We start from the raw sequence: 14,887 nt of genomic DNA on the forward strand, positions 1-14,887 counted from the left end.
GAGGCCCTCGAGGCCGTCGGCATCGTCAACCCGTTCCCCATCCAGGAGATGACGCTCCCCGTGGCGCTCTCCGGGACCGACGTGATCGGCCAGGCCAAGACCGGCACGGGCAAGACGCTGGGCTTCGGCCTGCCGCTCCTGGAGCGCGTCACCGTCCCCGCCGACGTCGAGGCCGGCCGCGCCAAGCCCGAGGACCTCACGGACGCGCCGCAGGCGCTCATCGTGGTCCCCACCCGCGAGCTGTGCACCCAGGTCACCAACGACCTGCTCACCGCGGGCAAGGTGCGCAATGTGCGCGTCACGGCCATATACGGCGGCCGTGCCTACGAGCCGCAGGTCGAGGCCCTGAAGAAGGGCGTCGACGTGGTCGTCGGCACCCCGGGCCGCCTTCTCGACCTCGCGGGCCAGAAGAAGCTGAACCTGTCGCAGGTGAAGTGCCTGGTCCTCGACGAGGCCGACGAGATGCTCGACCTGGGCTTCCTGCCCGACGTCGAGAAGATCATCAACATGCTTCCGGCCAAGCGTCAGACGATGCTGTTCTCGGCCACCATGCCGGGCGCGGTCATCGGTCTCGCCCGCCGCTACATGTCGCAGCCCACGCACATCCGCGCCACCGCGCCGGACGACGAGGGCCAGACCGTCGCGAACACCAAGCAGTTCGTGTACCGCGCCCACAGCATGGACAAGCCCGAGATGGTCTCGCGCATCCTGCAGGCCGAGGGCCGCGGACTCGCGATGATCTTCTGCCGTACGAAGCGCACCGCCGCGGACATCGCCGAGCAGCTGGAGAAGCGCGGCTTCGCCTCCGGCGCCGTCCACGGCGACCTGGGCCAGGGCGCCCGCGAGCAGGCGCTGCGCGCCTTCCGCAACGGCAAGGTGGACGTGCTCGTCTGCACCGACGTGGCCGCGCGCGGCATCGACGTCGAGGGCGTCACGCACGTCATCAACTACCAGTCCCCCGAGGACGAGAAGACCTACCTGCACCGCATCGGCCGCACCGGCCGCGCGGGCAAGAAGGGCACCGCGATCACGCTGGTGGACTGGGACGACATCCCGCGCTGGCAGCTGATCAACAAGGCTCTTGAGCTGGACTTCAACGACCCGGCCGAGACGTACTCCTCGTCCCCGCACCTCTTCTCCGACCTCGGCATCCCCGAGGGCACGAAGGGTGTCCTGCCGCGCGCCGAGCGCACGCGTGCGGGTCTGGACGCCGAGGAGCTCGAGGACCTGGGCGAGCCGGGCGGCCGCAACGGCCGTGGCCGCGGTCGCGGCGGCAAGTCCGCCGAGAAGACCGAGGAGCGCCCGGCCCGTACGCGCACGCCGCGTCAGCGTCGTCGTACGCGGGGCGGTGCCGCCGTGGACGGTTCGGCCGCTCCGGCAGAGGCCGCGGAGAAGGCCACGGACACCGCGCAGGCCGGCGAGGCCGCCGACGCCGTGGCGGAGTCCGCGGTCCGTACGCCGCGCCGCCGCCGTCGCACCCGCGCGGGTGCCTCCGCCGAGGCCGCGGTCGAGCAGACCGCCGCCGAGGTGACGGAGCCGAAGGCCACCGAGGCCAAGGCGGACGAGGGTGAGGCTCCGGCCAAGCCGCGCCGCCGCCGTACCCGTAAGACCGCCGAGTCCGCTCCGGCGGCCGAGGCTCCCGCCGCGAAGAGCGCCGAGGCGCCGGCCGCGAAGGCCGCAGCGGAGGCCGAGGGCGAGGCCAAGCCGCGCCGTCGCCGTACGCGCAAGACCGCCGCGTCCGCGGAGCAGGCCGAGGCCTGATCCCGCGACCCGCAGCGCATACGCCGGTGGCCCGCATCCCCGAGGGGGTGCGGGCCACCGGCGTTTCACGTCCTCGGGGAACCGGCGTTTCGCGTCCTCGGGGAACCGGCGTTTCGCGTCCTCAGGGACTCAGCCCTGCTCGCCCACGGCGGGCGTCTCCGCGCCCGTGGCGGCCGCCGGCTTCTCCTCCGTACGCGACGACGACCGCACCGGCATCAGGAAGAACACCAGCGTCGGGATCAAGTAGAGCGCCCAGACGACGACTTGGAGCACCGTCGGGTCGGGCTGGAAGTTGAAGATGCCCTTGAGCAGCGTGGCGTGCCAGGTGTCCGGCGGGTAGCTGTCGCTGATGTCGAAGGCCTTGTCCGCGAGGCCGCCGAGGAAGCGCGCCTCCTGGAGGTCGTGCACGCCGTACGCGAGCACACCGGCCGCCACGACGACCAGCATGCCGCCGGTCCACTGGAAGAACTTCGCGAGGTTGATGCGCAGTGCACCGCGGTAGAACAGCCAGCCCATCACGACCGCGGTGAGCAGCCCGAGCAGACAGCCGGCGAGGGGCCGCCAGCCGTCGTCGGCCGCGTCCACGGAACGCCACACGAACAGCGAGGTCTCGATGCCCTCGCGGCCCACGGCGAGGAAGGCGGTCGCGACCAGCGCACCGGTGCCCATGCTGAGCGCCGCGTCGAGCTTGCCGTGCAGCTCGGCCTTGAGGTGCCGCGCGGTCCGCCGCATCCAGAAGACCATCCAGGTCACCAGGCCCACGGCGACGATCGACAGCGAGCCGCCGATCAGCTCCTGGGCCTCGAACGTGAGCTCCTGCGTACCGAATTGGAGGGCGGCGCCGAAGGCGAGGGCCACCGCGACCGCGATCCCGACCCCGAACCAGACCGGCGCGAGCGCCTTGCGGTTGTCGGTCTTGACCAGGTACGCGACCAGGATGCAGACGACGAGCGAAGCCTCCAGGCCCTCGCGCAGACCGATCAGATAGTTGGCGAACATCGCTCACGCCTTCCCGGAGCCGGAGAACAGGGCACTGCCCCACCAGTCGTCGTCACCGCGCACGCCCGGCGGGATCGCGAAGACGGCCGAACCGACGTGCTGGATGTACTCGTTGAGCACATCGCGCCGGGCCAGCTGCAGCTGTACGGGGATGAACGCGTCGCGCACGTCGCGCTGGTACGCGAGGAAGAACAGGCCCGCGTCCAGGCGCCCGAGCCCGTCCGTGCCGTCGGTGAAGGAGTAGCCGCGGCGCAGCATCATCGCGCCGCCGTTGGTGTCGGGGTGTGCGAGGCGTACGTGGGCGACCTCGGGCATGGCCTTGAGGTTCGGCTCGTCGTGCTCGCGCTTCTTCCCGTACGGAGCGCCTTCGCCCTTCGTACGGCCGAAGATGTCCTCCTGCTCCTTGAGCGAAGTCCGGTCCCAGGTCTCGATGTTCATGCGGATCCGGCGCGCGACGAGATACGAGCCGCCCACCATCCAGTCGGGGCCGTCCTTCGCGCCCACCCACACGTGCTTGGTGAGGTTCGCGGTGTCGGTGCCCGCGATGTTCCGGGTGCCGTCCTTGAAGCCCATCATGTTGCGCGGGGTCTGCGCCTCGGGCGTCGTGGACGAGGTCTTGCCGAAGCCGAGCTGCGACCAGCGGATGGCCACCTTGCCGAAGCCGATGCGGGCGAGGTTGCGGATGGCGTGCACCGCGACCTGCGGGTCGTCGGCGCAGGCCTGCACGCACAGGTCGCCGCCGCCGCGGGCCGGATCCAGGTTGTCCCCGGGGAACTTGGGCAGGTCGACGAGGGCCTCGGGCCGCCGGTCCTTCAGGCCGAAGCGGCCGTCGAACAGGGAGGGCCCGAAGCCGACCGTCAGTGTGAGCCGCGAGGGCTTGAGGCCGAGCGCCTCGCCGGTGTCGTCCGGCGGCGCCTCGGCGAGCCCGCCGAACGCGCCCTCGCCGACCGGATGCCCCTGGGTCATCAGGGCCGCGGCCTCGGTCCAGTCCTTGAGAAGCTGGATCAGCGCCTCGCGGTCCTCGGTCTTCACGTCGAACGCGGCGAAGTGCAGCCGGTCCTGGACCGCGGTCGCGATCCCGGCCTGATGCTTGCCGTGGAAGGGCACGGCCGCGCCCGCCTCGGCCACGGGCGCGGTGCGCGCGCCGCCGTCGAGGGCGAGCGCGGCGCCGCCGGCCGCGGCGGCACCGAGCGCGAGGCCGGCGCCGCCCCAGCCGAGCACCGAACGGCGACTCGGCTGCGGGGAGTCCGCGCCCGGCTCGGGTGCGGTGGCTGCGTCACTCATCTGCGCCTCCTACTTCACGACCGCGGCGGCCAGCTTCGACAGCGGCTCGGCGAGGGCGTTCACCCCGTCCGAGAGCTCCTTGCGCTGCTCCTTGCCGACCTTGTCGTAGGAGGTGAACTCGTAGGAGTCCTTGTCCTCGCGGTACTGGTCGAGCAGCTTGTTCAGGGCCGCGAACTGCCGGTCGAGCTCCTTGGTGAGCTCCGGGTCGTTCTTCTCGGCCACCGGCTTGAGGAGTTCGTACGACTTCTCGGCGCCCTCGACGTTCGCCTTGAAGTCGACCAGGTCGGTGTGCGAGTAGCGCTCCTCCTCGCCCGTGACCTTGCCGGTGGCGACCTCGTCGAGGAGCTCCTTGGCGCCGTTGGCCATCGAAGTGGGCGTGATCTCGGCCTCGTTGACCTTGTCCTGCCAGGCCTCGAGGTCCTTGATCAGGAGGTCGGCGAGCTCCTTGTCGCGGTCGGTGATCTTCTTGTCCTGCCAGAGGGAGCGCTCCAGGCGGTGCCAGCCGGTCCAGTCCTTCTCCAGGTCCTGGCCCTCCTCGAGGCCGTCCTCGCGCAGGTCGACCTTGGGGTCGATGTCGCCGAAGGACTCGGCGACGGGCTCGGTGCGCTCCCAGCCGATACGGGAGGGGGCGTACGCCTTCTTCGCGGCCTCCAGGTCACCGGCCTTCACGGCCTCCGCGAACTCCTTCGCGAGCGGCAGGGTCTGGTCCGCCTGCTCCTGGGCGTACTTGCGGTACGCGGCCACGGCGGCGTCCAGCTTCGGGTCGCGCTTGGCTGCGGTGCCGCCGCCGGTGGCCTTGACCTGCTGGCGGATGCCGTCGCCCTTCATGCCCGGCTTGCAGGCGATCTGGTACGAGCCGGCCTTCACCTCGGCGGTGACCTTCTGCTTCGTACCGGGGCCGATGTTCTCGCGCTCGGTCACGATGCGGTCGTCCGGGTAGAGGATGTACACCTCGGTGACCTTGGAGCCCTTGTTCTCCACGGCGAGCTCCACGTGCCCGGCCGGGAACTCCTTCTTGTCGACCTCGCAGGTGTCGTCGGTGGCGACGACGGAGATGAGGTTCTCGTCCCCGGCCTTCGCGTCGGACTTCTCCGTGCAGCCGGTGGCTATGAAGGCGAGGGCGACCGCGGTGGCGGAAGCGAGGGTGGTACGAGCTGCACGCATCAGGGCTCCAGAGGGTCAGGCCAGGGTGAGGGTTCAGCCTGGAGGGACTGCCACGGCCAGGCCGGAGGCACGAACCGGCAAGGTGAGGCTGCCCTAACTTATACAAGCCTTATCTCGCCACGACCACGGACCGGTCAAGGGGAGGTCAAAGCACGGAGCGTGCCGGGACGGCCGAGCGCACGGACAGTCCGGCCCCGAGACGGCGGCCAGAGCACAGATCACCGCGGCGTGGCCTAGCCTCGACCCCATGAGCCGGCCGCCGACGTTCACCCCGCCTCCCTGCGCACACGCCGCCACCCTGAGCACCGCGCGCGGCGACTTCGCCGTGATCGAGGGACGCCCCGAAGGCGTACCGAAAGCCACGGTGCTGCTGCTCCCGGGATACACGGGCAGCAAGGAGGACTTCATCGCGCTGCACGAGCCGCTGGCCGCGGCCGGGTACCGGAGCGTCGCGGTGGACGGGCGCGGGCAGTACGAGTCGGCCGGCCCGGAGGGGGACGAAGTCCCGTACGGGCAGGGCGAGTTGGCGCAGGACGTGCTCGCGCAGGCCGCCGCACTCGGGGAACGGGTGCATCTCCTCGGCCACTCACTCGGCGGCCAGATCGCCCGCGCGGCCGTACTCGCCGACCCCGCGCCCTTCCTCTCCCTGACCCTCATGGCGTCCGGGCCCGCGCAGATCTCCCCCTCACAGCAGCAGCGCGTCAAGCTGCTGCTCGACGCACTGGCCGTGATGGGGATGGCGGAGGTGTGGGAGGCGATCCAGGCCCTGGACGCCCCGGAGGAGACGGACACCGACGAGGAGCTGCGGGCCCGCTGGCTGCGCCACAACCCGGCCCAACTGACCGCCACCGGACGCCAGTTGCTGACCGAACCGGACCGCGTGACCGAGCTCGCCGCACTGCCGCTGCCCAAGCACGTGCTGTCCGGCGAGCGGGACGACACCTGGCCGGTGCCGCTGCTCGACGCGATGGCCGTACGCCTCGACGCGCGGCGCACGGTGATCGCGGGGGCGGAGCACTCCCCCAACACCGATCAGCCGGCCCGTACGGCCGCGGCGCTCATCGCGTTCTGGGACGGCCTGAGCGGCGCATAGCTCCGGCCGGCGGACGGCCGCCGCCGGCTCCGGGCGCCGGTGGACGCCGCCGACAGCTCCGGTCGGTGGACGCCGCCGCGCCTCAGTCCTCGCGACCGCCGCGCCTCAGTCCTCGCGATCGGTCTCGCGCGCCACGACCTCGCCGCTCTTCGCGTCCACGTCGAACTCGTGCTGGACGCGGCCGTCGGTGATCTCGACATCCCACTTCGGGCGCTGCTCGGTGCCCTGGATCGAGATCTTCGACACGTAGCCGCCCCCGGCCTCCTTCAGTGCCTTGCCGGCCGCGTCGTCCAGCGCGACCGTGGCCGCGTCGAGCTTGGCGAGGGGGTACTTGAGCCGGTCACGCGCGGCGTCGGGCATCCGGTCCTCGTGCGTACGGACGACCTTGCCGCTGCCCGCGTCCACCGTCACGTTGTGCACCCGCGGCTCGTCGGTGATCAGGTCGACCTCCCAGTCACCGTCGTCGTACTCGGCCTCGGTGACCTTCGCGTCGGGGACTTCCTTCTGCGCGGCCTCGATCGCCGCGTCGTAGGCGACCTTCGGTCCGCCCTGCGCGGCGGATGCGTCTCCGGCGGTGCCGGGTTCGTTCGCCCGGTCCGATGCGTCGGCCGAAGGCGTCGCGTCGTCCGGCGTGGCGGCGCCGGCGCGCGGGGTGTCCGCGTCGGAACCGCCGTCGGAGGAGCAGGCGGCGACCGAGAGGACCAGCGCTCCGGACAGTGCGCCGGCCGCCCACAGCCGGCGGGTGCGGTTCAGGGGACGGCGGCTGCTGGACATGAAGGGGCTCCCTCGGGTCGTACGGGCGGATCGTCGGCGGCGGCTTCGCGCGCCGACCCCTTCACGATCACATAGCGACCTGAAGCCCGCCTGAAGGGCACAAACCGCCCGCGCACCCGGCGCCGGCTACACCTGCCCCTGCAAGTGGTCCCAGAAGCCGTCGCGCAGCGCCCGGCGCAGATCCGCCTGGCCGCGCAGCGAGTACTGGAGCAGCCGCTCCGCCTCGATCAGCAGGTCCTGGTCCACCGGGCCCGGCAGATACGGATGCCCGGGCAGCAGCTCCACCATCTGCTCGCGGCCGCGCGAACCCAGCCAGGTCGCGGCGATCTGCGCCCCGACGAAGCGGACGTCCTCGCGGGCCGGGCGCGGCGCGGACGGGTCGTGGGCGGTGGCGGTGCGGCGGGCCACGTACGGCTTGATGAAGTCGAGTTCGAGCGTGCGCTGGCTGTCGACCTCCCACAGCAGGGGCTCGGCCTGGTTGCGCCCGTCGGGCGCCTCGATGCCCCACAGGTGCACGCGGGCGCCGTACCCCTGCGCGGCCTCGACCGCGGAGACCAGGTCCTCGTCGCCGCCGATCAGGGCGGCGTCGCTGATGGCGCGGTGCCGGGCGAGCGATTCCAGATCGCTGCGGATCAGGGAGTCCACGCCCTTCTGCTGGTTGTTGGCGTTGAGGTTGCCGAGGCGGACCTTCACGTCCGGGAGCTCGGCGATGGACTGCTGCTCGGAGGTGTGGATCCGGCGGCGCGCACCGTCGTACCAGTAGACGCGAAGCAGCCGGCTGTCCGCGAAGATCGTGCGGGCCTTGTCGATCAGCGCGTCGATCAGGCCCTCGGCGTCGAGGTCGAAGGCCCGGCGGTCCTCCGTACCGGCGACGAGGCGGCCGGCCGCGGCGTAGAGATAGCCGGCGTCGACGAAGATCGCGTGGGTCGACGGGGTCTTGGCCACCTCGGCGAGCATGCGGTGCAGCAGCTCGTTGGTGCGGTCGATACGGGTCGACAGGCCGGCCAGCTCTTCTTCGTTCATAGGGCAGCCATTCTCCGCACGGTCACGCTCCGAACACAAGCGCTCCCGCTACTCGCAGGTAATTAGAGTAGGAAAAAATTTCCTTAGCGTAGGGAATGTTTGTACGGTGCAAGTCGTTGCACCCGTATGTAACCCAGTTCTCCTCAGGAGGATCACCAGACGAAGGGAGAAGCCTGTGCGCTTCGAGATCATGCGCCTGGACGATGTCGACGGAACCGCCGTGGACAGCACCGTCGTGGACGCCGCCTCCGTCAATCGGATCGTGCAGCAGGCCGCCGCAACCGGCCAGCGCATCTACATCCGCCCGGCCACCGGCACGGCTTCATAACACCGCCACCGCCCGTTTGATGACGTTCGCCGTCGCCGTATGACATTTGACGTTTGACGTACGAGGCCCCCGCGCAAGGAAGCGCGGGGGCCTTTCGCGTGCCTGTCGTGTGCCGTACGGCCGCGGGTCAGGAACCCTGGATGACCTGGGTGACCCCGTTGATGATCTGCTGCACGGCGATCGCCGAGAGCATCATGCCCGCCAGGCGGGTGACCAGGACGACGCCGCCGTCCTTGATCACACGGATGATCACCAGCGAGTAGCGCATGACGAGCCACAGCACGATGTGCATCGCGAGGATCGCGGTCCACACGGAGAACTGGCCCTTGAACCCCTCGGCGTCCTGCACCGCGAGGATCACGGAGACGATCGCGCCGGGGCCCGCGAGCAGCGGCATGCCGAGCGGTACGAGCGCGACGTTGACGTCCTTGGTCTGCTTGGGCTCGTCGGTCTTGCCGGTGAGCAGGTCGAGCGCGATGAGGAGCAGCAGCAGACCGCCGGCGATCATCAGCGCCGGAACGGACACATGCAGATAGTCGAGGATCTGGTGACCCACCAGACCGAACACGGTGATCACGCCGAAGGCCACGCAGACGGCCTGGAAGGCCATACGGCGCTGCACCTTGGCGGGGCGGCCCGCGGTCAGGGCGAGGAAGATCGGCGTGACCCCGGGCGGGTCCATGATCACGAACAGGGTGAGGAAGAGGGAGCCGAAGACGGCGACGTCGAACACAGGGGAGCCTTGCAGGTGTGGAGGGTGGAGCGGGTGGGCGCGCGCGGGTCGGGCCCGTCCGGCGGACGGGCCCGGGTGCCTGGCGGTTCAGGACACCTCTAGGCGCGGACTCCCCCGGTGCCGGGCACGGGGAACGCGCCCGTCGCACGGCGGATGATCTCCCCGTAGACCTCGGGGTCGGTGGTGTACTCGCCGAGCGAGCAGGTCTTGCGGCTGCCGTGGTAGTCGCTCGACCCGGTGGCCAGCAGCCCCAGGTCCGCGGCAAGCCCCTTGAGCCGGGCGCGGGTCTCCGGCTCATGATCCATGTGGTCGGCCTCGATACCGTCGAGCCCGGCCTCGGCGAGCTCGGCGATGGCCGACTCCGGCACGACCCTGCCGCGCTTGACCGCGAGCGGATGCGCGAACACGGTGACGCCGCCGGCCGCCTTGACCAGGCGGATCGCCTCGAACGGATCGAGCTCGTGCTTCGGCACGTAGGCCCGGCCTCCGTCGGCCAGCCAGTCGGGGGTGAAGGCGTCGGAGACAGTGGGCACGACGCCCAGCTCGACGAGCGCCTCGGCGATGTGCGGCCGCCCGATCGAGCCGTCCCCGGCGATACGGGCCACCTGCTCCCACTCCACCGGCACGCCCAGCTCCCGCAGCTTCCCGACCATAGCGCGGGCGCGCGGAACCCGGTCGTCACGGACCAGTTCGCGCTCGGCGAGGAGGGCGGGCTCCTGCGGGTCGAAGAGGTAGGCGAGGAGATGCAGCCCGGTCCCGTTCAGCCGGCAGGACAACTCCGCCCCGGGCACGAGGGTGAGCCCCTCGGGCACGGCACGCGCCGCCTCGGCATGCCCGCGCGTGGTGTCGTGATCGGTCAACGCCACCACGTCGAGCCCCTGCGCCCGCGCCTTGCGCACGAGTTCGGCCGGACTGTCGGTGCCGTCGGAAGCCGTGGAATGAGCGTGCAGATCGATACGCACGGGCACTCCTCTCGGCTTCTGCGGTGACATGACCCTTGCGGGACGGCGACGCTCCAGGATAGCGGGTTGTTTGGGGTGCTCGGGCGGCTTGCCCCTTACCGTTGCCGTGCTCGTGGGCAAGGGAAGCAAGGGGCGAAGCCCCCAAGCCCCCCTCAAGCCATAAGAATCCGAGGCGAAAGCGCCCCACAGGGGAGCAGCTCCACCTCCGCCCCCGCATCCCGAAGATCCGTCAGCACGAGCTCGTCGTACATCAACAGCCCCGACTGCTCGGGCCACACCACGGCCCACAACCACAGCCCCCGCGCCTCACCGGCGAACACCGCACGATCCGCAGGCGTCCCCTTCACATGCCACAGCGGCGTCGGCCGCCCCGCCGCATGCACCTTGGCCTGCGGCGGCCCGGACACATCCAGATTCGCGCCCGGATCCGGGCCGGGAATCCCCGCGTACCGCGCACCGAGCCCGATCCCGAGCTCCTCCGCCACCAGGATCAGCTCACCGCTGCCGCCGAGCGGCCCGGGCCCCGAGCACGCGACCGCCGTGGCACGCCCGCCGCTGCGGTCGTCCCCCGCGCACGCGACCCCGGTGAACAGCCAGCCGACCGGCAGCGGCCACGGCATCCACACCGGTACGTGGGAGCGGTGCACGACCACCGAGAGCGCCTCGACGCTCGGCGGCACCACGGGCTGCAGCGGGTGCACGGTGCCGTGCACATCGCACTGCCAGGCGTCGGCGAAGAGACCGGGAGCCCGCACCCGGCCACCGCACTTCGGGCAACTGGGTTCGCCCCTCATAGCGCTCCACAGTCCTACCCGCCCGCCCTCGCGTCAAGGACGATCACCCGTCCGGATGCCGTACGGCGACGGGGAGTTTCAGCCCGCCCCTCGGCCCGGCGCCACCACGGCCGCACCCGCACCCGCCCCTCAGTCCAGCGCCACACCCGCCCGCAGCGGATCCCGCAGATCCGTCCCGCGCGCCAGCCACCGCTCCTCCAGCGCCCCCGCGCCGTGCACCCGCTTCCACGCCGCCTCGTTGGGCGTCATCGGCAGCAGGGGCAGGAACCTGACCGGGTCCATCGGCTCGTCGAGCTCCAAGTCCTCGACCAGACCGCCCGGTTCACCGACCAGGACGGAGGTGAACGGGGCCCCGGGCCACAGCGGCTCCCCCGTGTCCAGCGAGGCGCCGGGCGCCACCACGACACCCTCGACCTGCGGCGAGGCCGCGAGGACGGCGAGCGGCCTGAGCACCTTGTCGGTGTCGGCACGCCCGCCCCGTACCGAAAGAACGAGCTCCGCGCGCGGGCCGCGCACCGGGTCCGCGAGGGCCGCCGTCGGATCCGTCATCGGCGCGGCCGACATGCCGAGCGTCGCGTAGCGGACCACCGGCCCGTCGCCGGAGGCGTCGGTGAAGCGCAGCACCTCGATGCGGTCCGTGCCGAGGAAGGTCACCGCCGCGCGCGCGTCCGGTTCGCCCAGCGTCATACGGAGCCGGGCTTCGACGAGAGCCAGTACATCTGCCATTCCGCGAGCATAGATCGGCCCCGTCCGGCAGCCGGAGGGAGCACCGCCGCAGCCCCCGGCACACCCCCACCCGTACGGAACCCGCCAAGAAAAAGCAAAGCAGGGCAAGGGACTTCAGTCGGCTGATAGGGTTGGCGGCTGGTCAGGGCAGCAGGTTGACGTCCACACTGGACGCAGCAGGAAATGGCCCCGGCAGACGGCTTTCCCCCACGGGGGCCCGGCGCGAGGAGGTGGGACTCATGGATCGAAGTCGACCGTGCAGTACCACCCGTTCTTCCGCCAGTTAGCACCTGCCTTTCACTCGGGGCTTTCCGTACCCCGCCCGCAGTCGGGCAAACTCCGGATCTCAGGCATGCGCACGACGGAAGAGCGTCTCGGCCCCGCACCATCCCGTGCTTGATCTGTCCCCGTGGTGAGAGTGCCGGCAGCGATGCACGGTGCCGCCCGCTTTGCGGATGTCCCGCCGTAGGACGAAGTCCGATCGGCGAAGAACGTCCCCATTCCGGGCTGTGCCACCGCCCGCACCGGCAGTCGCGCCTCCAAGGAGCCTGCCATGTCGATGATCCGTGACCTGCGTGCCGCCGTCCGCCCCCAGCTGCGCAAGAGCGCGAGCGGCCCGGCGTACGACACCACCCGCGACCCCTCGGCGGCCAGCGCCGTGGTCGACTGCGCCGTGTACCGCGACGGCCGCCGCATCAAGAGCGACGACGTCGAATGCCTGACGCCGCACGAGGCGATGCTCCAGGTCCGCCGGGACGGCGGCTTCGCCTGGATCGGCCTGCACGAGCCCACCGAGACCGAATTCGCCGGTATCGCCGCCGAGTTCGGCCTGCACCCGCTCGCCGTCGAGGACGCCGTGCACGCGCACCAGCGGCCGAAGCTGGAGCGCTACGACGACACGCTGTTCACGGTGTTCAAGACCATCCACTACGTGGAGCACGCCGAACTCACCGCCACCAGCGAGGTCGTGGAGACCGGCGAGGTCATGTGCTTCACCGGCAAGGACTTCTTCATCACCGTGCGGCACGGCGGCCAGGGCTCGCTGCGCGGCCTCAGGCACCGGCTGCAGGACGACCCGGAGCTGCTCGCCAAGGGGCCCTCGGCGGTGCTGCACTCCATCGCCGACCACGTGGTGGACGGCTACATCGCGGTCGCCGACGCCGTGCAGAACGACATCGACGAGGTCGAGAGCGAGGTCTTCTCGACGGACAGCAGGGGCCAGGCGCGCGGCAGCGACGCCGGGCGGATCTACCAGCTCAAGCGCGAGGTCCTGGAGTTCAAGCGGGCGGTCTCGCCGCTGCTGCGGCCGATGCAGCTGCTCAGCGAGCGGCCGATGCGGCTGATCGACCCGGACATCCAGAACTACTTCCGCGACGTGGCCGACCACCTCGCCCGCGTCCAGGAGCAGGTCGTCGGCTTCGACGAGCTGCTCAACTCGATCCTCCAGGCCAACCTCGCGCAGGCGACCGTCGCGCAGAACGAGGACATGCGCAAGATCACTTCGTGGGCGGCCATCATCGCCGTGCCGACGATGATCTGCGGGGTGTACGGGATGAACTTCGAGCACATGCCCGAGCTGGAGTGGCGGTACGGCTACCCGATGGTGATGGCCGGGATCGCGGGCATCTGCTTCGTGATCCACCGCACCCTGAAGCGGAACGGGTGGCTGTAGGACCACGGCTGCCCGCCGCACGCACGACTGCGTCCGCCGCCGAACGTACGGCTGCGGTACGGCCCTTCGCAGAGGTCCCCTACGCTGCACCCATGACTGATGCGCTGCTCGACGCCGCCCTCGCCGAGGAGGCCACGAAGAAGTCCGGCCTGATCTGGGTGCAGGGCACCGGGCCCGCCCGCGCGCTCTGGCACGTGTGGACGGAGGGCGCCGCCCATGTCGTGGGCGACGGGCCCGGCGAGCAGCCGCTGCCCGGACTCGCCGACGGGGGCAGCGCCCAGGTCACCGTGCGCAGCAAGGACAAGGGTGGCCGGATCGTCGCCTGGAACGCCGAGGTGGTGGAGCTCGCGCCGCGTTCGGAGGCCTGGGAGGCCGCCGTCGCCGAGCTCAAGGGCAAGCGGCTCAATGCGCCGGACAGCGAGCAGATGACGGAGCGGTGGGCGCGCGAGTGCCGGGTGCTGCGGCTGGAGTTCCGGGGCGCGGACCGCGCGCTGCCGGACGGGTCGCTCGCCGCCGCCCCGCTGCCGACCCCGCTCACGACGCGGCGGGAGATCCCGGCGGCGCTGCCCCGGCTGCTGTTCAAGAAGCGCAAGCGGGCCTCGTAGACCGGCCGCGCCCGCAGCCGGGCGAGCCTCGTAGACCGGCCGCTCACGACGCGGCGGGTCAGCCCTCCGACTTCGGCAGCTGCGAGCCGAAGTCCACGATCTCGTCCTTCGCCGGGGCCTCGATGCTGACGCTCCGGCCCCAGTCGCTGAGCCGCAGCGTGCCGGCGTCGCCCGCCCGCACCAGCCGCAGCGGATACGGCTCGCCTTCGAGGGCGACATCGATCGTGCCGCCCTCGCCGTTGTTGGAGGCGAGCTGGATGGTGCGCACCGAGCCGATCTCGGAGCGGTCGCCCTTGCTCAGCTTCCCGGGCAGGTCGAGCAGCAGGTCGAGCAGCTTGCCCTTGTCGGTGTAGGTGCGCAGCTGCTTGTACTTGGGGTCGTCCTCGGGGACCTTCACGTACTTCTGGGAGAGCTTCGAGGCCTTCGAGGGCTTGTCGCCCTCCTCCAGGAGCGCGGCGTCGGCCTGCATGTAGACGTCGTCGCCGACGCGCAGCAGCCGGAAGCTCACGCCGTCGTCGGTGATCTCGCCGGTGCCGCCGTCCGAGTTCAGCTTCATGTCGATCTTGTACGGCTGTCCCTTGACGACCAGATCGGCGTTGACGGTCACCGAGGCGACACTGTCGGCGGCCGCGCGGGACTGGCTGTGGATCTTCTCGGCGGAGAGCTTGCCCATCCCGTTGGTGCCCGCGTCCGGGTCCTCCGCGGAGCAGCCCACCAGGCCGGCGGTTCCGGCGAACAACCCCATGCTCAGAGCGCCGGCGACGGCGGTACGGCGGGCCCGAGCCAGGTGGTTCGCGGTCACGTGCGCAGCTGCCTCTCGTCGAAGGTTAATCGCCAGTACGGCAGGGTACCGGGGACGTCCCCGCTGCTTGCAGACAGCCTTGCGGACGCCCCACCAGGGCGTTTCCAAACCGGGCGTACTAGCCTGAAGGCCGTATCGCCCAAGAAGCGTCTTATCCGTGACAGACA

Annotated in this window: 15 protein-coding genes; 5 read left to right on the forward strand and 10 right to left on the reverse strand. The window is 71.0% G+C overall.

Annotated features, from left to right (window positions below):
• Nucleotides 1-48: 48 nt before the first annotated feature.
• Nucleotides 49-1,761: a DEAD/DEAH box helicase gene (locus BLT97_RS28045; RefSeq protein ID WP_245769580.1), complete on the forward strand. Its 1,713-nt coding sequence runs from the start codon at nt 49-51 to the stop codon at nt 1,759-1,761.
• A gap of 129 nt (nt 1,762-1,890) precedes the next feature.
• Here BLT97_RS28045 and efeU read toward each other — a convergent pair whose 3' ends face one another.
• The 3 genes from efeU to efeO are packed head-to-tail and all read right to left on the reverse strand — an operon-like array spanning nt 1,891 to nt 5,208.
• Complete coding sequence (gene efeU / locus BLT97_RS28050) at nt 1,891-2,760, reverse strand: iron uptake transporter permease EfeU (RefSeq protein WP_093615055.1); 870 nt, start codon at nt 2,758-2,760, stop codon at nt 1,891-1,893.
• A 3-nt stretch (nt 2,761-2,763) separates the two neighbouring features.
• Nucleotides 2,764-4,044 carry an iron uptake transporter deferrochelatase/peroxidase subunit gene (gene efeB, locus BLT97_RS28055; RefSeq protein ID WP_093615057.1) on the reverse strand — a complete coding sequence of 427 codons (1,281 nt, stop codon included), beginning with the start codon at nt 4,042-4,044 and terminating at the stop codon, nt 2,764-2,766.
• A gap of 9 nt (nt 4,045-4,053) precedes the next feature.
• Complete coding sequence (gene efeO, locus BLT97_RS28060; protein ID WP_093615059.1) at nt 4,054-5,208, reverse strand: iron uptake system protein EfeO; 1,155 nt, start codon at nt 5,206-5,208, stop codon at nt 4,054-4,056.
• Nucleotides 5,209-5,455: 247 nt separating this feature from the next.
• Between efeO and BLT97_RS28065 the strand changes: the two genes are divergently transcribed.
• Complete coding sequence (locus BLT97_RS28065) at nt 5,456-6,301, forward strand: alpha/beta fold hydrolase (RefSeq protein WP_093615061.1); 846 nt, start codon at nt 5,456-5,458, stop codon at nt 6,299-6,301.
• A gap of 105 nt (nt 6,302-6,406) precedes the next feature.
• Here the strand turns inward: BLT97_RS28065 and BLT97_RS28070 are convergent, their stop codons facing one another.
• Complete coding sequence (locus tag BLT97_RS28070; RefSeq protein WP_093615063.1) at nt 6,407-7,075, reverse strand: PepSY domain-containing protein; 669 nt, start codon at nt 7,073-7,075, stop codon at nt 6,407-6,409.
• Nucleotides 7,076-7,201: 126 nt separating this feature from the next.
• Nucleotides 7,202-8,098, reverse strand: coding sequence for an NYN domain-containing protein (locus BLT97_RS28075; RefSeq protein ID WP_093615065.1), 897 nt, complete (start codon nt 8,096-8,098; stop codon nt 7,202-7,204).
• Between the two features lie 175 nt (nt 8,099-8,273).
• Here BLT97_RS28075 and BLT97_RS38045 point away from each other — a divergent pair, with 175 nt between their 5' ends.
• On the forward strand, nt 8,274-8,426 hold the full coding sequence (locus BLT97_RS38045; RefSeq protein ID WP_093615067.1) for a hypothetical protein: 153 nt from the start codon (nt 8,274-8,276) through the stop codon (nt 8,424-8,426).
• A 127-nt stretch (nt 8,427-8,553) separates the two neighbouring features.
• On the opposite strand, the gene BLT97_RS28085 is transcribed toward BLT97_RS38045, so the two are convergent.
• The 4 genes from BLT97_RS28085 to BLT97_RS28100 form a co-directional block, all read right to left on the reverse strand.
• On the reverse strand, nt 8,554-9,159 hold the full coding sequence (locus BLT97_RS28085) for a MarC family protein (RefSeq protein ID WP_093615069.1): 606 nt from the start codon (nt 9,157-9,159) through the stop codon (nt 8,554-8,556).
• Nucleotides 9,160-9,257: 98 nt separating this feature from the next.
• A complete protein-coding gene (locus BLT97_RS28090; RefSeq protein WP_093615071.1) occupies nt 9,258-10,121 on the reverse strand; it encodes a PHP domain-containing protein in 864 nt (287 codons plus the stop codon).
• A gap of 152 nt (nt 10,122-10,273) precedes the next feature.
• Complete coding sequence (locus BLT97_RS28095) at nt 10,274-10,915, reverse strand: DUF6758 family protein (protein ID WP_093615073.1); 642 nt, start codon at nt 10,913-10,915, stop codon at nt 10,274-10,276.
• Nucleotides 10,916-11,044: 129 nt separating this feature from the next.
• Nucleotides 11,045-11,641 (reverse strand): suppressor of fused domain protein, encoded by a 597-nt coding sequence (locus BLT97_RS28100; RefSeq protein WP_093615075.1) that lies wholly within the window; start codon nt 11,639-11,641, stop codon nt 11,045-11,047.
• A 553-nt stretch (nt 11,642-12,194) separates the two neighbouring features.
• Here BLT97_RS28100 and BLT97_RS28105 point away from each other — a divergent pair.
• Both BLT97_RS28105 and BLT97_RS28110 read left to right on the forward strand, forming a co-directional pair.
• Entirely contained in the window at nt 12,195-13,313 is a 1,119-nt protein-coding gene (locus BLT97_RS28105) for a magnesium and cobalt transport protein CorA (protein WP_093615077.1), read from the forward strand.
• A 92-nt stretch (nt 13,314-13,405) separates the two neighbouring features.
• Nucleotides 13,406-13,918: a hypothetical protein gene (locus tag BLT97_RS28110; RefSeq protein WP_093615079.1), complete on the forward strand. Its 513-nt coding sequence runs from the start codon at nt 13,406-13,408 to the stop codon at nt 13,916-13,918.
• 58 nt (nt 13,919-13,976) lie between these two features.
• Here the strand turns inward: BLT97_RS28110 and BLT97_RS28115 are convergent, their stop codons facing one another.
• Nucleotides 13,977-14,720 carry a hypothetical protein gene (locus BLT97_RS28115; protein WP_093615081.1) on the reverse strand — a complete coding sequence of 248 codons (744 nt, stop codon included), beginning with the start codon at nt 14,718-14,720 and terminating at the stop codon, nt 13,977-13,979.
• Between the last annotated feature and the right edge of the window lie 167 nt (nt 14,721-14,887).

This window comes from Streptomyces indicus (assembly GCF_900100315.1).
Classification (GTDB): Bacteria; Actinomycetota; Actinomycetes; order Streptomycetales; family Streptomycetaceae; genus Streptomyces; species Streptomyces indicus.